Origin of the sequence: Bradyrhizobium sp. HKCCYLS3013 (assembly GCF_051167615.1) — a bacterium.
GTDB lineage: Bacteria > Pseudomonadota > Alphaproteobacteria > Rhizobiales > Xanthobacteraceae > Bradyrhizobium.
Genome location: NZ_JBNPTK010000003.1, coordinates 51442 through 71579 on the forward strand (window position 1 = coordinate 51442; position 20138 = coordinate 71579).

General features: G+C 64.6%; 18 protein-coding genes. 3 read left to right on the top strand and 15 right to left on the bottom strand.

Annotated elements, in window-relative coordinates; genetic code table 11:
- Window positions 1–6: 6 nt before the first annotated feature.
- The 5 genes from ACQR1F_RS06960 to ACQR1F_RS06980 form a co-directional block, all read right to left on the bottom strand.
- Window positions 7–2400 carry a TonB-dependent receptor family protein gene (locus tag ACQR1F_RS06960; RefSeq protein WP_434890128.1) on the bottom strand — a complete coding sequence of 798 codons (2394 nt, stop codon included), beginning with the start codon at window positions 2398–2400 and terminating at the stop codon, window positions 7–9.
- 93 nt (window positions 2401–2493) lie between these two features.
- Window positions 2494–2961: a DUF2946 family protein gene (locus ACQR1F_RS06965; RefSeq protein ID WP_316217863.1), complete on the bottom strand. Its 468-nt coding sequence runs from the start codon at window positions 2959–2961 to the stop codon at window positions 2494–2496.
- A gap of 39 nt (window positions 2962–3000) precedes the next feature.
- Window positions 3001–3519 carry a copper chaperone PCu(A)C gene (locus ACQR1F_RS06970; protein WP_434912739.1) on the bottom strand — a complete coding sequence of 173 codons (519 nt, stop codon included), beginning with the start codon at window positions 3517–3519 and terminating at the stop codon, window positions 3001–3003.
- Window positions 3520–3656: 137 nt separating this feature from the next.
- Window positions 3657–4022 (bottom strand): DUF2946 family protein, encoded by a 366-nt coding sequence (locus tag ACQR1F_RS06975; protein ID WP_434874411.1) that lies wholly within the window; start codon window positions 4020–4022, stop codon window positions 3657–3659.
- 530 nt (window positions 4023–4552) lie between these two features.
- Window positions 4553–5398 (bottom strand): metallophosphoesterase family protein, encoded by an 846-nt coding sequence (locus ACQR1F_RS06980; protein ID WP_434874412.1) that lies wholly within the window; start codon window positions 5396–5398, stop codon window positions 4553–4555.
- A 197-nt stretch (window positions 5399–5595) separates the two neighbouring features.
- Here ACQR1F_RS06980 and ACQR1F_RS06985 point away from each other — a divergent pair, with 197 nt between their 5' ends.
- The 3 genes from ACQR1F_RS06985 to ACQR1F_RS06995 are packed head-to-tail and all read left to right on the top strand — an operon-like array spanning window position 5596 to window position 9188.
- The gene (locus ACQR1F_RS06985; protein WP_315799710.1) at window positions 5596–6624 is read left to right on the top strand and encodes a sugar ABC transporter substrate-binding protein; all 1029 of its coding nucleotides are present in this window, start codon (window positions 5596–5598) and stop codon (window positions 6622–6624) included.
- A 10-nt stretch (window positions 6625–6634) separates the two neighbouring features.
- Window positions 6635–8140, top strand: coding sequence for a sugar ABC transporter ATP-binding protein (locus tag ACQR1F_RS06990; protein ID WP_434912740.1), 1506 nt, complete (start codon window positions 6635–6637; stop codon window positions 8138–8140).
- Between the two features lie 10 nt (window positions 8141–8150).
- Window positions 8151–9188 carry an ABC transporter permease gene (locus tag ACQR1F_RS06995; RefSeq protein ID WP_434912741.1) on the top strand — a complete coding sequence of 346 codons (1038 nt, stop codon included), beginning with the start codon at window positions 8151–8153 and terminating at the stop codon, window positions 9186–9188.
- Window positions 9189–9472: 284 nt separating this feature from the next.
- On the opposite strand, the gene mtnK is transcribed toward ACQR1F_RS06995, so the two are convergent.
- From mtnK to ACQR1F_RS07045, 10 genes are all read right to left on the bottom strand, one after another.
- Window positions 9473–10774, bottom strand: a complete 1302-nt coding sequence (gene mtnK / locus ACQR1F_RS07000; RefSeq protein WP_434912742.1) for an S-methyl-5-thioribose kinase — start codon at window positions 10772–10774, stop codon at window positions 9473–9475.
- A 101-nt stretch (window positions 10775–10875) separates the two neighbouring features.
- Window positions 10876–11151: a DUF1467 family protein gene (locus tag ACQR1F_RS07005; protein ID WP_315799707.1), complete on the bottom strand. Its 276-nt coding sequence runs from the start codon at window positions 11149–11151 to the stop codon at window positions 10876–10878.
- 15 nt (window positions 11152–11166) lie between these two features.
- Window positions 11167–11571, bottom strand: a complete 405-nt coding sequence (gene mce, locus ACQR1F_RS07010) for a methylmalonyl-CoA epimerase (RefSeq protein ID WP_316181340.1) — start codon at window positions 11569–11571, stop codon at window positions 11167–11169.
- A gap of 46 nt (window positions 11572–11617) precedes the next feature.
- Entirely contained in the window at window positions 11618–13288 is a 1671-nt protein-coding gene (locus tag ACQR1F_RS07015) for a ribonuclease J (protein ID WP_315799705.1), read from the bottom strand.
- Window positions 13289–14092: a biotin--[acetyl-CoA-carboxylase] ligase gene (locus ACQR1F_RS07020; RefSeq protein WP_434912743.1), complete on the bottom strand. Its 804-nt coding sequence runs from the start codon at window positions 14090–14092 to the stop codon at window positions 13289–13291.
- Window positions 14093–15520 carry an NADH-quinone oxidoreductase subunit NuoN gene (gene nuoN / locus ACQR1F_RS07025; RefSeq protein ID WP_316237401.1) on the bottom strand — a complete coding sequence of 476 codons (1428 nt, stop codon included), beginning with the start codon at window positions 15518–15520 and terminating at the stop codon, window positions 14093–14095.
- Window positions 15521–15548: 28 nt separating this feature from the next.
- On the bottom strand, window positions 15549–17057 hold the full coding sequence (locus ACQR1F_RS07030) for an NADH-quinone oxidoreductase subunit M (protein ID WP_434912744.1): 1509 nt from the start codon (window positions 17055–17057) through the stop codon (window positions 15549–15551).
- Window positions 17054–19129, bottom strand: coding sequence for an NADH-quinone oxidoreductase subunit L (gene nuoL, locus ACQR1F_RS07035; protein ID WP_315799701.1), 2076 nt, complete (start codon window positions 19127–19129; stop codon window positions 17054–17056). The genes ACQR1F_RS07030 and nuoL overlap by 4 nt, the downstream gene beginning before the upstream one ends.
- Window positions 19130–19194: 65 nt before the next feature.
- Window positions 19195–19503, bottom strand: a complete 309-nt coding sequence (gene nuoK / locus ACQR1F_RS07040) for an NADH-quinone oxidoreductase subunit NuoK (protein WP_006611001.1) — start codon at window positions 19501–19503, stop codon at window positions 19195–19197.
- Window positions 19500–20138: an NADH-quinone oxidoreductase subunit J gene (locus tag ACQR1F_RS07045; protein WP_316181344.1), complete on the bottom strand. Its 639-nt coding sequence runs from the start codon at window positions 20136–20138 to the stop codon at window positions 19500–19502. The genes nuoK and ACQR1F_RS07045 overlap by 4 nt, the downstream gene beginning before the upstream one ends.

The following is a 20138-nucleotide window of genomic DNA, read 5'->3' on the forward strand; positions in this document are numbered from 1 at the left end:
CGGTCCTCATCGGAATGCCACCTTCATCCCGGCCAGGAACGCGCGCGGCGAGCCGGCGTAGATCGTTCCCGTGCCTGCCAGTCCCTGCACGCCGGCGCCCGTCACCGTATTCTGCAGGTTGTTCGCGGAGGCGATGTAAGTGCGGTCGAACACATTGCGGACTTCGAAGAAGACGTTCATCGACTTGAACGTGTCCGAGGCAAGCTCGGTCTTGTAGTGGACGTTCAGATTGACGAGCTCGTAGCCCGGCGCCTTCAGCAAATTCGCATTGTCCATATAGAACGAGTCCTTCCACTGGACCTCGACGAACGCACCAAGTCCCGCGAACCGCCCGCTGTCGTGATCGTAGCCGAGCCGCGCGGTCAGCTCGTTCGGCGAGATGCCGGGGATCTTGTTGCCGGCGCGGTTGAAGCCGAACAGGTTGCTGCCGTTCACAAGGTTCTCAGAATACTCGGTGTAGACTTGGTCGAGGTAGGTGTAGGCAGCGGTGAACCGCCAGCCCGGCAGGACCCGCCAATCGGCCGCCAATTCGACGCCGCGATGCTCCGAACGCGGTGCGTTGAAGGTGTAGGACGTGTTCTGCGTCCCTGTGACGGCCTGGGTGACGATCTCGTTGCGGAAGAACTCGTAGAAGCCCGTTGCGCTGAGGGTCAGAGACCGGTTCGGCGTCCAGTCGAACCCCACGTCGTAGCCCAGATTGGTCTGCGACTTCAGCTGCGTGTTGTTGCCGAAATCGCCGGTCGGCAGCACGAACAGGTTGGAGACCTGCGGCGTGCCGTACCCGGTGGCGACGCGAGCTCGCAGCAGCCAGTCGCTATTCACCCTGTAGAGCAGTGCTAGCTCGGGGGCGAGATTGTCGAACTGCCGGTCCGCCGTCGTGATCGTGGTCGTCGTTGCCGTCGCGCCGTAGGTGTAGGCGGTGTTCACGCCGCGCAGATGGGTGCGCTCCCAGCCGAGACCGGCCACCCCCGTCAGTGCCGACGTCAACTTGAGCTCCTCGCGGGCTCGCAGGCCGTAGTTGGTGGTCTCGCTCCAGGTGTTGGCCGAGAGGCCGCCGAGCGCTGCGTTGCCGCCGGGCACGACGAAGCGCGTATCTCCGGACGCGGTCAGCGTGTTGTAGAACGCGCCGAAGAAGGCGGTCGATTCCAGCCCGAAGATCTCTCCCCTCTTGGTGATGTCGCTCATGTAGTTGTAGGACGGATAGTCGCCGATCGCGCTGGTCGATCCTGTCGGCTGGCTGATGTTGCGGTCGTCGAACACGAACTGGTTGCGCCAGGTCGTGTCGTTGTCGAAGTCGTGCTCCCAGCGGCCGCCGACGATCGTGCGTCGATCGTTGCGGCCGAGCCCCGCCTGCAACGCGGTCTCCTGATCAACCCCACCGAGCGTATTGATTCCGTTCTTGTTGAGCCCGACGGTCGCGCAGCCGGCCGCCATAGACGTTCTCGTGGTGCAGCCCTGCTGATATGGGTTCTGATAGTACTGGCTCAGCGTGTATCGAATCGGCAGCCGCGTAAACAGGTCGTTGTTGATGATCTTGACCGTGAAGCGGTCATCCGGCGTCGCCTTGTAGGTGCCGAGGAAGTTGACCGTCTGGGTGTTGAACCAGCCGTTGCCGAGATAGCCGTCGCCGCGGACGTCGCTGGTGAACAACGAGCCCTCGAAATTGCCGACCTTCTTGCCGAAGGTCATGTAGTTGCTGAGATAGCCGAAGCTGCCGCCCTCGCTGCCGATCTCCGCGCCGTCGATGCTGCCGCCCGGACGGGTGCGGAAGTTGATGGCGCCTCCGGTCGCATAGTTGCCGTAGAGCGCCGAGGACGGGCCGCGGATGACGTCGACCGCGCCATAGGCGTGGGGATCGATCAGGTCGCTGCGCGACAGCCCGTCCGGCTGCGTGACGGGAAAGCCATCCTCGAACAGCGCGATGTTGCGGATGCCGAAGCCGTTGCGGGCGTTGGAGCCTCGGATCGAGATGCCGAGATCGCGCGGTCCGTTGCCCTGCTTGAGCGAAACACCGGGGCTTTCGCGCAGGATGTCGCCGACGGAAAACGCAGGCCGGTCATCGTAGCGGCTGCGGTCGATGGTGGTTGCGGTCTGGCCGGACGGCGACTGGCTGAGCTGGTTGCGGGCGGCGCCGGCAGCCGCGGCTGGGTCGGACACCGCTCCTCCCGGCCCGGAGCTGCCGGCCACGGATGCGCCGGCCGGCTTCGGCGCGCGGGGGCGGACGGAGGCGGCCTGCACAACCGGCTTGCGCACGGTCCGTTGTGGTGCTGCACGCGGCGCGTCGACGGTGACGGACGGCAATTCCTTCTCGGTCTCGGCGCGCGCGATCGTGGCCGGTTGCAGCAGCATGAGCTGCAAGGCGACCACGCTCACGCCACCCAGGGCATGACGACGGAACATGTTTGACTTCCCCGATGCCGGCTCTACACGGCCGGTCTTCCTGGTTCAAAACGGATCGGCGCGCTGCTGCGGCGCCGACGACGAGTTCTGTGCTCAGGAGAGGAACGGGGGTCCTCTTGGTTGCGCCTGCGCCCGGGCGAGGAGATGAACGAGGCGGAGCTCGCGCGCAGTCCAGACGATGGACGCCGTCAGACGCAGCGGAGCCGCATCGAATGGCGCCGGCGGCGCATCGAGCGCCGCAGCGGCGTGCAGCACGCAGCACATGACGCAGTCAAGGCCGCAGGCAGCGCGGTCGGTATCACCATTAGAGGGCGCCGCATCCGTCTCGGCATGGCAGATCGCCGTCCCGCCGAACGGATCGACCGTCACGATCGTCGCTGCCGTCAGGGCGGACGCCGCCACTGGCGCCAACACCTGCAACAGCATTGCTAGCAGCGCGACCGGCAGATATCGGACGAACTTCTGACGGACATTGGCAGGACGTCGGGTGCGGTCGGCCGCCAGCAGCCGGCTCGCGCGCGAGCCGGCTATCATGGCGGCGTTCAACACCCGTTGCGTCATCGAGGCCGGCCTCTCCGTCGGAGCCGCAGAGCGCCCGGCCTACATCTTCATGCCGGAATGATCATGCTGCTTCATCATGCCGCCGCCCTCGCCGCCTGGTGCCTTGGCGCCGACCGCCTGCACCTCGAGCGTCACGGCCACCTTGCCGGCCTTCTCGAACTCCAGCGTGACCGGCAGCTTGTCGCCCTGCTTCAGCGGGCTCTTCAGATCCATCAGCATCAGGTGATAGCCGCCCGGCGCCAGCGCGACGGTCTTGCCCGGCTCGATCGTGAGTCCCTTGTCGAGGGGACGCATGGTCATGACGCCGTTGGTGACGGCCATCTCGTGAATCTCGACTCGCCCGGCGACGTCGCCGGTCACCGCGACGAGGCGGTCGGGCGCGCTGCCCTTGTTCTCGATGGTCAGATAGCCGGCGCCCGTCTTGGCGCCGCCCGGCGTGGCGCGGCTCCAAGGCTGGGTGATGACGAGGTCACCGGCCTTCACGTCGGCGGCCAAGGCGGCGGAAGATCCTCCCAACAGGAGAGCGAATGCGAACAGATAGCGTCCGAGGAAAGTCATGTCGATTATCCTTCTTGTCTTGGCGGCGATGCGCCAGCTTGGTTGATCGGCGCATGTCCGCACGGCGATCGCCGCGCAGACAACGCAGGTCGTGGTGATGTGATTTGGGAGGTCAGGGCCGCACGACGGCCAGCGCGTCACGCTGCGGGCGGAGCCCGTGCCTGCGCGTTCGAAAAAGCCTTGGTGATCCCGTCTGCCGGGTCACCGGCGCGCCACACGACCTCGCCCGAATCGCGTTGCGGAACGGCGATGGTGGAGAGCCCTGGCCCATCCAGTGTGACCGGCTGCGCCAGGCAGCACAGCGAACAACCGTGGAGCGCAGGGCTCGCCGGCGACCCATCGTCAATCGGCTGGGAACCCAGCTGGCCGTGGCAGATCTCAAGTCCGTACAGGGGATCGGCCGCGGCTGATGCCGCCGCCCAGGCAACACCGATTGGCGCCAGGATCTGCACCATCAGTGCGATCAGCATGATCGGGAGAAACGCCTGCAGCCGCTGCCGCATCAAAGCCTGCCAAATGAACCGAATTCTTGTGCCCGAGTGGACGCCCGGAGTCGAGGTCGCGCAGGGCACAGTCGGCACATTTCGCCAGCGGTCGTTGATTAAGAACAATCCCGCCGCGCCTCAGGGGCCGCCGTCAAATACGGTAACTTGGCACCTATCACGAGAAAACACGAAAATAAAACTCGTCAATTGCAAGCACTTACCGATCATTTCAGGAAGTGCGCGAAATTTGAACAATCGTTGCCGAAAAGGATGACAAACGCAAAAAGATCGTCTACGAATTTGGGCCTCAGGCTAACGCTTGCGGAAGTCTGGTGGTCCAAGTCTCGGGAGGAGCCCTGGCGCGCAACAAGCAGCGTCACCCCGCTTAACAAGATCAAATCTGAACTTGCGGGATATCTAAAGGGTCGACACAATTTCCGAGCAGGGCCCGCTGCCCTGCTCTATTTTTTTGCAGTCCTCGCAGGGCAGCCACCGTCTTCATGACGGTATTGCGGGCCGCATGAACGCCACCTGAACACGCCACCACCTCAAGCCACCGCAGCCGTCGCGAAGCGTGTCAATGGCGCACGCCACCGCGCCTTGGCCTTTGGCCAAGGCAACGTCACCGACAGCGGTTCGCGGCCCGTCACGCTCCAGCGCAACGAACCATCGCCGATATCGAGAAGGCCAGCCGCTTCGGCTGGATCGCCCGAGATGAACGTCTCGGTCAGCGACTGCAACGTCAGATGCGGCGTGCCGTCGACCGTCGTCATCGTATTCCAATGGACATGCCCGGCGAGCGCGACGATCGGGCACGGCGCATCCGCGATCGCCGCGCGGATCGCATCGGTCTCGGCATAAGCCGCGTGTTCCGGATTGGCTTCGAAGTAGTAGTTGCCGGTCTGAGCCTGTCCTGACAACGGCACGTGGCTGACGAGCAGGGTCGGCCGGTCATCCTGGGCAAGCAGCTGGACCAACGCGCCGAGATCGCCCGCGGAGAGGCGAAAGCCACGGCTCCGCGTCAGACTCACGTCGGGTTGCCAGAACACGCATCTGACATCGCCGATGTTCAGAGCCCGCGACCCGCTCGGACGATCCATGATCGCTTCATTATCGGCGAGACTGAGCAATGCGACATCATGATTGCCGCTGACATGATGATGCGCCGGCGCAAGCTTTGCGAAACACATCGCGACGTCGCTTTGCAGCAGACGATCGCGCTCGGGATCTTCGTCGGAAATCCGGTCGCCGAGATCGATGACCGCAGCGATGTTTTCGGCGTTCATCTGCGTGACGAAGCGCTCGAGCAATGGCAGCGCCACAGATCCACGCTTCGTCTGCGTGTCCCGGCCGTGATGGATGTCGGCGATCACGGCGATGCGTGTCGTTGCCAAAGGCTCTCTCCCAAAGCTGCGCTGCCGCGTACCACGGGTGCATCACGGTTTTCTGACATTGCGCGTGCAGCGCGAAAGCCATCCAGTGCAACGCACAACATCCGGCTGTGGCGTGATGAATTGGGTTGTGAAACACTGCAGATCTTGGCGGCGCGATCAATGACGCCGCCGGACAACGATGGGACAGGGAGCACGGGATGCCCGGCACTGACAAAACGTCCAAGAAAACGACCAGGCGCGATCTTCTCCAGGCGGCGACGGCCGCGGGCTCTGCGGCCGCGCTGCTCGCCGGCTTCGGCATCAATCCGGCGATGGCCGCCGAGATGGGCCGTTCCGAAAAGCCGCTCAAGGCGGCGTTCTCCAATGCCGGACTGCAGGCGACCTGGTGCGCCCAGGGCAAGCAGGCCGCGGAATGGTGGGGCAAGCTGCTCAACGTCGAAGTCACCTGGTTCGACGGCCAGCTCGATGCGGTGAAACAGCGCGCCGCGATCGACAACATGGCGTCGCAGAAGTGGGATTTCGTCGCCATCCAGGCGTTCGGCATCGGCACCCTGACCCAGCCGGTGCAGAAGATGATCGACGCCGGCATTCCCGTCATCGACATGGACACGCTGATCGCCCCGCTCGATCAGATCAATGTCCACTCGTTCCTGGCACCCGACAACGAGTTCATGGGCGCATCCGTCACCCAGGCGTTGGCGAACGCGATGGGCGGCAAGGGCAAGATCATCATGACGCAGGGCGCGCTCGGCCATACCGGCGCACAGGGCCGCGCCAAGGGCTTCAATTCGGTGATCAAGCAGTTCCCGAACATCGAGGTGCTGGACACGCAGCCGGCCGACTGGGACGTGTCGAAGGCGGCGCGGCTGTGGGAGACCTATCTCACGAAATATCCGCAGATCGACGCGGCGTTCTTCCACAATGACGACATGGCGCTTGCCGCCTACAATATCATGAAGGCGCGCAACCGCACCAACATCCTGATCGGCGGCGTCGACGCCATGCCGCCTGCGATCCAGGCGGTCAGCGACGGCCGCATGTTCGCGACCGTGCGCAATCCGTCCTGCCGCATCCACGGCGGCGCGATCGTGGCCGGCGTCGCGGCGGTCACCGCCGGCGAGAAGAGCGGCCAGGGCATTCCGAAGCACGTGATCACCGACGGTCCGGTCGTGACCAAGGCGAATGCCGCCGGCATGCAATGGATGGAGGATCATTTCCTGATCTGAAGTCCCTCCCATGTCGAACAGCCGCCCGCCGCTTCTGGAACTGCAGGACATCACCAAGTCGTTCGGCGGCGTCACCGCGTTGCGCGGCATCGACTTCACGCTTCGCCCCGGCGAGATCCATGGTCTCGTCGGGGAGAACGGCGCCGGCAAGAGCACGCTGATGAAGATCATCGCCGGCGTGCATACCGGATTCTCCGGCCGCTTCCTGCTCGACGGCCGCGAGGTTCACTTCAACTCTGCCCGGGATGCCCGTGCAGCCGGCATCGCCATGGTCCATCAGGAGCTGAGCGTCGCCCCGGATCTCACGGTGGCCGAGAACGTGTTTCTCGGCAACCAGCCGACCAATGCGCTGGGCATCGTGCAGTGGCGCCGGATGGCGCGCGAGGCCGCCGAGCAGCTCAAGCGCCTTGGCATCGACGCCGATCCGATGAGCCGGCTCGGCGATCTCCCGATCGGCGTGCAGCAGCTGATCGAGATCGCGCGCGTGCTGTTCTCCGGCGCCCGCATCATCATCCTGGACGAGCCGACCTCGGCGCTGTCGCCGCCCGAAGTCGAGCGGCTGTTCGCGGCGCTGCGCAAGCTACGCGAGCAAGGCACGGGGATCATCTTCATCTCGCACTTTATCGAGGATATCCTGCTGATCTCCGACGAGGTCACGGTGTTCCGCAATGGCCGCAAGATCATGGAGACGCGTGCCGCGGACACCAGCAAGGCCGCGCTGATCGAGGCCATGATCGGCAAGGGACGCGATGCGCTGGAGGACAGCTACACCCACGACATCACCCTGCCCGCGCCGACGGCCGGCAAGCCCGTGGTCGTCGAAGCCGACGGCCTGTCGCTGGCGCGCAATCTGAAGCGCGTCTCGTTCGCCGTGCGTGCCGGCGAGGTGCTCGGCATCTACGGCTTCATGGGCTGCGGCCAGCTCGAGCTGGCGCGCATCCTGTTCGGCAAGCTTGCACCTGACGCCGGCGAGTTACGCATCGCCGGCCAGCGTAACCGCTTCAAGAGCACGGCGGATGCGCGCCGCGCCGGCATCGCCTTCGTGCCGGAGAGCCGCCGCGACATGCTGTTCCTGCAGGAGCCCGTCTACAAGAACGTCTCGATCAGCATCCTCGACCGAATCAACGCGTTGCTGCTGAAGCCCGCACACGAGCGCGCGCTCGCGAAGCGCCAGGTCGAGCAGTTGCAGATCCGGCCTGCCGATGTCGAGATCGACCTCGGCCTGCTCTCCGGCGGCAACCAGCAGAAGGTGGCGCTCGCCAAATGGCTCAGCCATCCGCCGCGGCTCCTGGTGTTGTGCGAACCGACGCGAGGCATGGATGTCGGCGCCAAGAGCGACGTCATCCAGATCGTGCGGCAACTGCGCGACCAGGGCATCGCCGTGATCGTGCTCTCGACCGAGCCGGAGACCGTGCTGTCGCTGGCCGATCGCGTCATCGTGCTCAAGCGCGGCGAGGTCGTGCGCGAATTCGCCGGCGAGACCATCAGCAAAGACCGTCTGCTCGAGGCGGCGTAAGGAGATTGTCATGGCGCATGGCGAGACCGTTCCGATGCCGGAGGCGCAGCCGCGGCGCGCCGGCGGGGTCGCAGCGCTGCTGCGCTCACAGATGCGCAACATCGCGCCGTTCCTGACGCTGATCTTCCTCACCGCGTTCTTCGCGATCGCAAGCCCATCTTTCGCAACGCTCGACAATGTCGGCAACATCCTGACCCAGGTATCGGTCACCGGCATCATTGCGGTGGGCCTCACCTTCGTCATCCTGTGCGCGGAGATCGACCTGTCGATCGCCGCCATCGCCAACGTCACCGGCATCGCCGTGGCCTACTTCACCCTGCAGGAGTCCTACGTCAACATCGCCAACCTGCCGATGCCCGGCTTTGCCGCCATCCTGCTCGCGCTCGCGCTGTGCGCGCTGCTCGGCGTGGTCAACGCCTTCGGCCTGACCGTGATCGGCATTCCCTCGTTCATCATGACGCTCGCGATGATGCAGATCGCCGCAGGCATCTCGGCGATGCTGGTGCGCGGCCAGATCGCCTACAAGGTCCCGCCCATCATCACGACGCTCGGTTCAGGCTCGATCGCGGGCGTGCCCTGGATCGTGATCGTGGCGGCGCTGATGCTGCTGCTCGGGCACCTCGTGCTGACCTACACGCGGTTCGGCCGCTACGTCTACATGGTCGGCGGCAACCGCGAGGCGGCGGAATATTCCGGCCTGAACGTCAAGCTGATCCTCGGCAGCGTGATGGTGATCTCGGCCGTGTGCTCGGGAATCGGCGGCATGCTCGGCGTGGCGCATTTCGGCAGCGCGCAGCAGAACGAATTCGACACCTACCTGCTGGACTCGATCGCTGCCGTCGTGGTCGGCGGCACCAGCCTGTTCGGCGGTCGCGGCGGCATCGGCAACACCATCATCGGCCTGTTCGTGCTCGGCGTCCTCAACAACGGCCTCGACCACGTCAACATCGACAGCTTCCTGAAAATCCTGATCCGCGGCCTGATCCTGCTGGCGGCACTGGTGATCAACGTCTACGCACAACGGCTGCGCGCCAAGGCGGCGGACTAACTGGGATGCCGTAGGGTGGGCAAAGCCGCCGCCCCAGGGCGGCAGCGTGCCCACCGTCCATCAGCAAGCTTGGTGCGAAAATGGTGGGCACGGCGCGGGAAAGAACGAGGCCGAGCTGATGCATCGCGGCGCGCCTTTGCCAACCCTACGCACCTGCTTCCATCATTGCGAGCGAAGTGACATGTCCGCCGAAGGCGTAGGCGGAAGCAATCCAGGGCGTCACGCGCGCCTCCGGATTGCTTCGTCGCTTCGCTCCTCGCAGTGACGGGAGCCTCTGTCGAGGTCTAGAACCCCGGCTGCCAATGACGCAGCTCGCGCGCGGCCTTCGTTACCGTGTCGATCGACGTAAACGATGCCGTCTCAAGCATCAGCGTCCGCGCGAGCCGCAGCGCCCTCGCCTCACACACCGCGCGCTGCTTGGCATCCTCGATCAGCTCGAAGTCGATGTTGTGCGCGAGACCCAGGATGCGGCGGATGATCTTCGCCGCCGTGAAGCCGACGGCATCCTGGAACAATCCGGCCATGTATGCCTGACGCTCCGTCTCCAGCCGTGTCGCTCCCGCCTCGCCCGGAAACAGCGACGGCGGATAGGCATCACCGGTCGCCTCACTCCGCCACAATGCCAGGAACTTGTCGACAAACCCGGTCCAGACTTCATCGACAGTCGCAAGCACCCAGCTTTCGAAGGCGTCCCTACTACCGCGCTCCTGCTCATGTCCTTCGGAGGCGAAATACGCCATCAGCAAATTGGCCAGCACGGCACCGACGTCAAAACCCATCGGGCCGTAGAAGGCGAATTCCGGATCGATCACCCGGGTCTCGGTATTCGTCACCATGATCGATCCCGTGTGCAGATCGCCATGGATCAGCGCCTCGGCGCATGACAGGAATTTCAGCTTGAGCCGGGAGATCGCGACGTGCAGATCGAGATCGGCACGGATCTCGGCGGCCGTGGCGTCGAGCCACGGTGACGTCCAGCGATTCTGCTCGGCGATGCGATAGGGGTCGGTGAAGATCAGGTCCTCGGTGATCTTGCACAGCGCATGGTTGCCGGCAAAGCTCGCAATCGCATCCTTCTTCGCGGCGGCAGACAGCGCGAGGTCGGACGAGAAGAACAGCGTCCGCGCTATGAAGGTCGTGATGTGATCGACGAAGGCCGGGTAGATCGTGCCCGCGACCAGTCCCCTGCGCATGATGATGTGCGGCTCGAGCAGCTCCATCGCCGTCAGCGCCAGCGCCGGATCATGGTGAATGATGGCCGGCACGAGGCCGGGGCCAAGGCGGTTCTGATACGTCAGCGCCAGATGCTCATAGTGGGCGCGTGACAGCGGCAGCGGCCAACTCTCGCCGACCAGCCGCACGTAAGGCAACGCCTGCTTCACTGCGAGTCCGCCGGACGATCCCTTGACGATGAAGACCAGGTTGAGGTTGCCATCGCCGACCTCGGTGATCGACCAGCGCTCAGCCGATCCGCCGAGTTGCCCTGCGACCGAAGGAATCCCCGCGAGATGGTTTCGAAGATCAATCTCGTTCAGAATGCGATAGCCCGATGGCGTCCCGTTCCGGGCCTCGGCCGATGTCATCACGCGCAACCTCCCTGTCGGTCTTGTTTTGACCTCCTATAGCAAAAAAGCCGACGCGCGTCCGCGCATCGGCTTCGAGAGGACGTTGTGCGATGCGAGCGCGGCTAGAACGGAATTCCCATCAGCCGTGACAGCCGCTCGATGCTGAGATAGCCGGCCTGATAGGCCAGGAGCGCCAGGCCGAACACGACCGCCGACAACAGCGTGGTCCAGATCAAGCGGCGCCCCATCAGGCTGATGGTCGGCGCGCCGGGATCGGTGCCGGGCGAACCACCGCCCGTCTCGTGCTGGCTACGCACGCCGAACGGCAGGGTCACGAACAGCATGACCCACCACAGCACGAAGTAGATCGCAAGCCAGGTTGAGATGATGTAGGCCATGATTGCCCCCGCTGCTCAGGCCTGCTCGATCTCGACGAGCGCGCCGGAAAAATCCTTCGGATGCAGGAACAGCACCGGCTTGCCATGGGCGCCGATCTTCGGCTGGCCGTCGCCGAGCACGCGGGCGCCCTCCTTGATCAGCGTGTCGCGCGAGGCGATGATGTCGGCCACCTCGTAGCAGACGTGATGGATGCCGCCATCCGCATTGCGCTCGAGAAATTTGGCGATCGGTGACGCCTCGCCCAGCGGCTGGATGAACTCGATCTTGGTGTTGGGCAGGGTCACAAACACGGTGATCACGCCATGCTCCGGCAGCGGCACCGCGGGGGAGATCTCGGCACCGAACGCCGCGCCATAAATCCTGGCAGCCTTTTCGGCGTCCTTGACCGCGATGGCGACGTGGTTGAGCCGGCCCAGCATGACATCCTCCACTTTTTCTTTTGAACGGCCGTTCTGTTGGCCCGCGTCAGACTTCCAAGACATGGACGAGGCAGATCGGCTTCTTGCCCCACTGCTCGTTCACCGTCGAGCGCACCGCCCGCCGCACGGATTCCGCCGCGGCATCGGGATCACGACGCCGCGCGCGTGGCAGTCCTTCGAAGGTCGAGACGACCGCGTCGAACACGATGTCGTCCATCGCCTCGCCTGCCGCATTCTTCTCGGGGATGCCGACCATGTCGACTTCGGGATCGTCGGCCAGCTCGCCCTTCTCGGTGATGGCGAGCGCGACGAAGATGCAGCCGGCAAAGGCCATCTTGCGGCGCTCGACCACGGCGCGCGATTTCGAGTCCTCGACGATGCTGCCGTCCTTGTAGAGCCGTCCCGCCGGCAGTTCGTCGATGATCCCGGGATCACCGGGGCCGAGCTTGACCAGGTCGCCGTTGCGGCAGGTGATCACCTTCGGCACGCCGCAGGCGCGCGCCAGCCTCGCATGCTCATGCAGATGCAACGCTTCGCCATGCACGGGGATCAGGAGCTGCGGCCGCGTCCACGCGATCATGTCGCGCAGCTCGTCGCGGCGCGGATGGCCGGAGACATGAACCAGATGGTTGCGGTCGGTGATGATCTCGATGCCCTGCTGCACCAGCCCGTTGATGACGGCACCGACCGCCTTCTCGTTGCCGGGAATGGTGCGCGACGAGAAGATGACGGTGTCGCCCTTGTTCAGCGTCACCAACGGATGGTCGTCATTGGCGATGCGCGCCAGCGCGGCGCGCGGCTCGCCCTGGCTGCCGGTGCACAGCGCCAGCACCTTGTCCGCGGGGAAGTGGCCGTAGAGATCCATGCCGCGGAAGTTCTGCACGCCGTCGAGATAGCCCGTTTCGCGCGCGACTTGGACCACGCGCTCCATGGCGCGGCCGACGATGACGACCTCGCGCTCCGCCTCACGCGCTGCCTCGGCGACAGCGCGGATGCGCGCGACGTTGGAGGCAAAGGTGGTGACGGCGACGCGGCCCTTCGCTTCCTTCACCAAAGCCGCGATCGTCTTGGCGACTTCGGCCTCGGACGGCGAGCGTCCCTCGCGCACCGCGTTGGTGGAGTCGCCGATCAGCGCCAGCAGCCCGGCGTCGCCGAGCTCGCGCAGCCGCTTCTCATCGGTCGGCGCACCCAGCACCGGCGTCGGATCGATCTTCCAGTCGCCGGTGTGCAGGACGGTACCGACCTCGGTATGGATCGCCAGCGCATGCGATTCCGGAATCGAATGCGCGACGGGGATGAACTCGACGTTGAACGGACCGATATCGACGCGGCCGCCGGAAGGAATCACCTTGACCGGAATCTTGGCCGGCAGGCGCTCGGCCTCGCACTTGGCCTCGAACAAAGCGGCGCTGAACTTGGTCGCGTAGATCGGGCATTTCAGCCGCGGCCACAGGTCGATGATCGCGCCGAAATGGTCCTCATGCGCATGGGTCAGCACGAGACCGACGAGGTTGTTGCGCTCTTTCTCCAGGAAAGCGACGTCGGGCATGATCAGGTCGATGCCCGGCAGATGCTCCTCGTCGCCGAAGGAGACGCCGAGATCGATCGCGAGCCAGGACCGCTGGTGGCGGTTGCCGAGGCCGTAGATCGACAGGTTCATGCCGATCTCGCCGACGCCGCCGAGCGGTGCAAAAGTCAGTTCGTCGGGACGTGCCATCTAGACCGCTCCTTGGGAGGCGACCGAGCCGAAATGAACATCGCCTGCCGTGATCGGCTCCAATCGTCCCTCCGCGGTCCGCACCAGCATACAACCCTGTTCGTCGATCGTGTCGAAAATCCCCTCGATGATAGCATGTCCGGACCTGATGGCGACGGGCTGCCCGAGGCCGGCCGCCCGCTCCAGCCAGAGCCGGCGAATATCACCGAAGCCCCGGCCCTCGTTCCAGATGCCGAAATATTCGATCCAGGCGTCAGACAAGGCCGCGAACAAATCCTCGGCAGCCACCTGGATGCCGAGGTCCGCCAACGAGACCGCCGGTGTCGGGGTATCCGGCGGCGCCGCCACCACGTTGGTTCCGATGCCGGCAACCACGGCGAGCCCGCCAGCCACCTGCTCCGCTTCGAGCAGCATGCCGACGATCTTGCGACCGTCGGCCAACACGTCGTTGGGCCATTTCAACGCAAAGGCCACGCCGCCTCCGGACCGCAGCGCAGCCTCGAGGCTCACCTGGCGCAACGCGGCCTCGATGGCCAGGCCCGCGGCGAAGCCGAGGGTGGCGGCCACGGCGGGAGCCACGTTCAGCACTTCGAGCACGCTCGAGGCCAGATTGCCGCGCGGCGCGATCCACGGACGCTGGCGACGGCCGCGCCCGGCCGTCTGCTCCGACGTGACGAACCAGCACCGCGCCTTGCCGCCCTCTCTGGCCGACTTCAGCGCCTCGACGTTGGTCGACCCCGCCTGATCGAACGTGACGAGCCCGTAACCTGCCGCAGCGGCACGGGACCCGAGAGCAAACGCCATCTAGAACAGCGACTTCGCCGCGGCCGCAGCCGCGCTGACCAGCGGGCCGGGATAGGCGAAGAACAGGATGTTGAAGATGCCGGAGATCGCGAGCACCGTGCGCAGCTCGATCCTGACCGGATCGAGCGTCGGCAGCGGCTCGTCGAAATACATCGTCTTGACGATGAGCAGATAATAATAGGCGCCGACCACGCTGGTCAGCACGCCGATCACCGACAGCGTGAACAGCCCGCCCTTGATGGCGGCGACGAACACGTACCATTTCGCGAAGAAGCCCGCGAGCGGCGGAACGCCGGCCAGCGAGAACAGCAGCATCGCGAAGAAGAAGGCGAGCAGCGGATTGGTCCGCGACAGCCCCGAGAAATCGCTGATCTTCTCGAACGACTGGCCGTTCCGCTTGATCGCCATGATCACCGCGAAGGAGCCGAGCGTCATCGCGACATAGATCGCGATGTAGGTCAGCACGCCCTGCGCGCCCTCGACCGTGCCTGCGGCGAGGCCGACCAGCGCGAAGCCCATATGGCCGATCGACGAATAGGCCATCAGGCGCTTGATGTTGGTCTGTCCGATCGCGGCGAACGAGCCGAGCGCCATCGAGGCGATCGAGACGAACACGATGATCTGCTGCCATTGGAAGGTGATGCCCGGGAACGCCGTCAGCGCGACGCGCGCGAACACGGCGATCGCCGCGACCTTGGGCGCGGAGGCGAAGAACGCCGTCACCGGGGTGGGCGCGCCCTCATAGACGTCCGGCGTCCACATGTGGAACGGCACCGCCGAGACCTTGAAGCACATGCCGGCGAACAGGAAGACGAGGCCGAAAATGATGCCGACGCTGCCGGTCTTGGTGGCAGCCGCGATCCCGGCAAAGCTCACCGTGCCGGTGAAGCCGTAGATCAGCGAGGCACCATAGAGCAGCATGCCCGACGACAGCGCACCGAGCACGAAGTACTTCAGGCCGGCCTCGGTCGACTTGACGTTGTCACGATGGCTGGCCGCGACGACGTAGAGCGCGAGCGACATCAGCTCGAGACCCAGATACAGCGAGATCAGGTCGCCGGCCGAGATCAGGACAAGCATGCCCAAGGTCGAGAGCAGCACCAGGATTGCATATTCGAAGATGCGGCGGTCCGGCTTGGACAAGAATTCCGCCGACATCACCAAAGTCGCGATCGAGCCGATGATCGCCAGGATCTTCAGGAAGCGCGCGTAGCTGTCAGCGATGAAGCTGCCGCCGAAGGCCTGGCCGCCCGGCTGCCTGAAGACGAGGATGCCGACCACGATCAGCAGAGCAACCGCCAGCCACGTGACGAGCCCCGTCGTCCCCTGCCCGCGAAACGCGCCCAGCATCAACAGCGCCATGGCCCCCACGGCCAACAGCAGCTCCGGCAGCACCACCCAAAGCTGAGGCCCAAGATTCTCGATCATCGTCTCTGTCCCGACCCCAAGGGTCTCATCATTGGAGCAGCGCGGCGGCCTTCACGGCCGTCACGGCGGTATTGTAGTTGGTGACGAGCTGCTGCACCGACACCGCCGACATGTCGAGGATCGGCTTCGGATAGACACCGAACAGGATGGTCAGCGCCACCAGCGGAAACAGGATCACGCCTTCACGCAGCGTGAGGTCCTTGATGCTGGCGAGCGACGGCTTGGTCAGCGCACCGAACACCACCTTGCGGTACAGCCACAGCGCATAGGCTGCCGACAGGATGACACCGAAGGTCGCGAAGAACGCGGTCGGGATCGACACCTTGAAGGTGCCGAGCAGGGTCATGAACTCGCCGACGAAGCCGGAGGTGCCGGGCAGGCCGACATTGGCCATGGTGAACACCATGAACACCAGCGCGTAGACCGGCATCCGGTTGACGAGGCCACCATAGGCCGCGATCTCGCGGGTGTGCATCCGGTCGTAGACGACGCCGACGCAGAGGAACAGCGCGCCGGAGACAATGCCGTGCGAGATCATCTGGAACACGCCGCCCGCGACGCCCTGCATGGTGCCGGCGAAGATGCCCATCGTCACGAAGCCCATATGCGCCACCGACGAGTAGGCAATGAGCTTCTTGATGTCCTCCTGCATCAGCGCGACCAGCGAGGTGTAGATGATCGCGATCGCCGAGAGCGTGAACACCAGCGGCGCGAAGTCGTGCGAGGCCAGCGGGAACATCGGCAGCGAGAAGCGGAGGAAGCCGTAGCCGCCCATCTTCAGGAGGATCGCGGCCAGGATCACCGAGCCCGCGGTCGGCGCCTCGACGTGCGCGTCCGGCAGCCAGGTGTGCACCGGCCACATCGGCATCTTCACCGCAAAGGAGGCGAAGAAGGCCAGCCATGCCCAGGTCTGCAGGTTACGCGGCACCGCGGTGTGCATCAGCGTCGGGATGTCGGTGGTCCCTGCGTTCCAGTACAGCGCCATGATGGCGAGCAGCATCAGCACCGAGCCGAGCAGCGTGTACAGGAAGAACTTGAACGAGGCATAGACCCGACGCGGACCACCCCAGACGCCGATGATCAGGAACATTGGGATCAGGCCGCCCTCGAAGAACAGGTAGAACAGCACGAGGTCGAGGGCCGAGAACGTGCCGACCATCAGCGTTTCCAGGATCAAGAACGCCATCATGTATTCGCGCAGGCGGTTGGTGACCGACTTCCAGCTCGCCACGATGCAGAACGGCATCAAGGCGGTGGTCAGGATCACGAACGGCAGCGAGATGCCGTCGACACCCATGTGATAGCTGATGCCGGCCGCCAGCCAGTTCGACTTCTCCACGAACTGGAAGTCGGTCTGTCCGGGATCGAAGCGCAGCACCAGGATCACCGACACCGCAAAGGTGATCAGCGTGGTCCACAGCGCGATCCAGCGCGCATTGCGCCGGGCCGCCTCGTCGTCGCCGCGGACCAGATAGATCAGCAGCGCGCCGACGATCGGCAGGAAGGTGACGACGGAGAGAATTGGCCAGGTGGTCATTGCTGGCCCCCCATGAACATGAACCAGGTGATCAGGCCGGCGACGCCGATCAGCATGGCAAAGGCGTAATGATAGAGGTACCCGGTCTGGATCTTGACGACGTTGCGCGTGATGTCGAGCACCCGCGCCGAGACACCGTCCGGACCGAATCCGTCGATGACGAAGCCGTCGCCCTTCTTCCAGAGGAAGCGGCCGAGCCACTTCGCCGGACGGACGAAGATCACGTCATACAGCTCGTCGAAGTACCACTTGTTGAGCAGGAACCTGTAGAGCAACGGTTGCTGCGCGGCGAGCTCCTCCGGGATGTCCGGACGTCTGACGTAGAAGAAGTAGGAGACCACAAATCCCAGCACCATCATGACGAAGGGAAGCTGAGCGAGCCAGGCCGGCATGTGCTCCATGTCTTCGAGAATGTGCGGGTTCATCTTCAGCGACTCGCCGAAGAAGTGCTCGACGCCATGAGGATCGGTGAACACGCCCTTGAACGGGAGCCCGGCCAGGATCGAGCCGGCCGCGAGCACGCCGATCGGGATCAACATCCAGATCGGGCTCTCATGCGCGGCATCATAATGATGCTGATCGTGCGGCGTGCCGAAGAAAGTCTTGAACACCAGGCGCCAGGAATAGAACGAGGTCAGGCCGGCGGCGACAATGGTGAGGAAATACGCGTAGGTCGCGAACGGATTGTGCGCGGCGTATGCAGCCTCGATGATCGCATCCTTGGAGAAGAAGCCGGCGAAGCCGGGGAAGCCCGTCAGCGCGAGCGTACCGACCGTCATCACCGCGAAGGTGTACGGGATCTTGCGCCACAGGCCGCCCATGTTGCGGATGTCCTGCTCGTGGTGCATCGCGTAGATCACCGAGCCGGAGCCCAAGAACAGCAGCGCCTTGAAGAAGGCATGCGTGAACAGATGGAACATGCCGACCGAGTAGGCCCCTGCTCCCATCGCCACGAACATGTAGCCGAGCTGCGAGCAGGTCGAGTAGGCGACGATGCGCTTGATGTCGTTCTGCACGAGGCCGACGGTCGCTGCGAAGAACGCCGTGGTCGCGCCGAAGAACATCACGACGGCCTGCGCGTTCGGGGCGAGCTCGAACAGCGGCGACAGGCGCGCCACCATGAACACGCCGGCGGTGACCATGGTCGCGGCGTGGATCAGCGCAGAGACCGGGGTCGGACCTTCCATCGCGTCCGGCAGCCAGGTGTGCAGCAGGAACTGCGCCGACTTGCCCATGGCGCCCATGAACAGCAGCAGGCAGGTCAAGGTCAGCGCGTCGGCATGCCAGCCGAGGAAGTTGATCGTCGCCTTGCCAGCCAAGCTCGGCGCGGCGGCGAAGATCGTCTCGAAGTCGGTCGACTTCGTCAGCAGGAAGATCGCGAAGATGCCGAGCGCGAAGCCGAAGTCGCCGACGCGGTTGACGACGAAGGCCTTGATCGCGGCCGCGTTGGCCGACGGCTTCTGGAACCAGAAGCCGATCAGCAGGTAGCTGGCGAGACCGACGCCCTCCCAGCCGAAGAACAGCTGCACGAGGTTGTTCGCGGTCACCAGCATCAGCATCGCGAAGGTGAACAGCGACAGATAGGCGAAGAAGCGCGGACGGTTCGGATCCTCGTCCATGTAGCCGATCGAATACAGATGCACGAGCGAGGACACGCTGGTCACCACGACCAGCATCACGGCCGTCAGCGTATCGACGCGCAGCGCCCAGGAGACCTGCAGCTCGCCGGAATTGATCCAGGGCAAGAGCTCCTTCACCCCGGCCTCGTGATGCATGAAGCCAACGCTGATCAGCATCGCCCAGGACAGCCCGGCCGAGACGAACAGCAGCGCTGTGGTGATCGCCTGCGCCGCCCAGGTGCCGGCCGCGGGCGGCTCTGCGACATGATGGTCGTCGTGCCCATGACCGTGATCGTCATGTGCGTGCGCGTCGGCGGCGCCATGGTGATGGCCGTCGTCGTGATGATGCTCCACCACATCGCCGCTCGGATGGCGTCCATGCGCCCCCAGCAGCGCGATCAGGCCGGCCAGGATCGCGCCGAGCAGCGGCAGAAAGACAATGGCCTGGATCATTCGCCCATCCCCTTACGCATGACCTTGCCGGCAAGCCGGCCCCCATCTGTGCGGATCATGCGTCCTTAGCCCTTCATCAGATTGACGTCTTCAACCGCAATCGAGCCGCGGTTGCGGAAGTAGACCACCAGCACGGCAAGGCCGATCGCGGCTTCCGCCGCCGCAACGGTCAGGACCAGCAGCGCGAACACCTGGCCGACGATGTCGCCGAGGAAGGTCGAGAACGCCACCAGGTTGATGTTGACCGCGAGCAGGATCAGCTCGACCGACATCAGGATGACGATGATGTTCTTGCGGTTCAGGAAGATGCCGAGGATGCCGAGCGTGAACAGCATCGCCGCCACGGCGAGGTAGTGTCCCAGTCCGATGGTCATTTCACCCACTCCGCGGCATCCGTGTCCTGCAGCCCCTGCCCGACCGCGACCTTGCGCACCGCCATCGCCATCTCCGGCGTGCGCGCGTTCTGGACGTTGATGTCCTGGCGCTTCACGCTGGCCTTGTGGCGCAGGGTCAGCACGATCGCGCCGATCATCGCCACCAGCAGGATCATGCCCGACAGCTGGAAGTAATGGATGTACTTCGTATAGAGCACCAGGCCGAGCGCCTCGGTGTTGGTGACGTTGGTCGGGATCGCCGCCGTGATCGCCTTCGGCGTCGTCGGGTTGATGACCCAGTACGACACCGTCAGCAGCAGCTCGAACAGGAAGATGCCGCCGATCACGAGACCAATCGGCATGTACTGCAGGAAGCCCTCGCGCAGCTCGGTGAAGTCGACATCGAGCATCATGATCACGAACAGGAACAGCACGGCGACCGCGCCGACATAGACGACGACCAGGATCATCGCCAGGAACTCGGCGCCCATCAGCACGAACAGGCCCGAGGCGTTGACGAAGGCGAGGATCAGATAGAGCACCGAGTGAACGGGATTCTTCGAGACGATGACCATCACGGCCGAGGCCACGCAGACCGCCGCGAACAGGTAGAAGAAGAGCGCAGAAAGGATCAT

Bases quoted from the DNA above. Each gene is read 5' to 3' on its own strand.
- ACQR1F_RS06960 (WP_434890128.1), bottom strand. From the start codon at position 2,400: ATGTTCCGTCGTCATGCCCTGGGTGGCGTGAGCGTGGTCGCCTTGCAG.
- ACQR1F_RS06965 (WP_316217863.1), bottom strand. From the start codon at position 2,961: ATGACGCAACGGGTGTTGAACGCCGCCATGATAGCCGGCTCGCGCGCG.
- ACQR1F_RS06970 (WP_434912739.1), bottom strand. From the start codon at position 3,519: ATGACTTTCCTCGGACGCTATCTGTTCGCATTCGCTCTCCTGTTGGGA.
- ACQR1F_RS06975 (WP_434874411.1), bottom strand. From the start codon at position 4,022: ATGCGGCAGCGGCTGCAGGCGTTTCTCCCGATCATGCTGATCGCACTG.
- ACQR1F_RS06985 (WP_315799710.1), top strand. From the start codon at position 5,596: ATGCCCGGCACTGACAAAACGTCCAAGAAAACGACCAGGCGCGATCTT.
- ACQR1F_RS06990 (WP_434912740.1), top strand. From the start codon at position 6,635: ATGTCGAACAGCCGCCCGCCGCTTCTGGAACTGCAGGACATCACCAAG.
- ACQR1F_RS06995 (WP_434912741.1), top strand. From the start codon at position 8,151: ATGGCGCATGGCGAGACCGTTCCGATGCCGGAGGCGCAGCCGCGGCGC.
- ACQR1F_RS07005 (WP_315799707.1), bottom strand. From the start codon at position 11,151: ATGGCCTACATCATCTCAACCTGGCTTGCGATCTACTTCGTGCTGTGG.
- mce (WP_316181340.1), bottom strand. From the start codon at position 11,571: ATGCTGGGCCGGCTCAACCACGTCGCCATCGCGGTCAAGGACGCCGAA.
- ACQR1F_RS07015 (WP_315799705.1), bottom strand. From the start codon at position 13,288: ATGGCACGTCCCGACGAACTGACTTTTGCACCGCTCGGCGGCGTCGGC.
- ACQR1F_RS07020 (WP_434912743.1), bottom strand. From the start codon at position 14,092: ATGGCGTTTGCTCTCGGGTCCCGTGCCGCTGCGGCAGGTTACGGGCTC.
- nuoN (WP_316237401.1), bottom strand. From the start codon at position 15,520: ATGATCGAGAATCTTGGGCCTCAGCTTTGGGTGGTGCTGCCGGAGCTG.
- ACQR1F_RS07030 (WP_434912744.1), bottom strand. From the start codon at position 17,057: ATGACCACCTGGCCAATTCTCTCCGTCGTCACCTTCCTGCCGATCGTC.
- nuoL (WP_315799701.1), bottom strand. From the start codon at position 19,129: ATGATCCAGGCCATTGTCTTTCTGCCGCTGCTCGGCGCGATCCTGGCC.
- nuoK (WP_006611001.1), bottom strand. From the start codon at position 19,503: ATGACCATCGGACTGGGACACTACCTCGCCGTGGCGGCGATGCTGTTC.
- ACQR1F_RS07045 (WP_316181344.1), bottom strand. From the start codon at position 20,138: ATGATCCTTTCTGCGCTCTTCTTCTACCTGTTCGCGGCGGTCTGCGTG.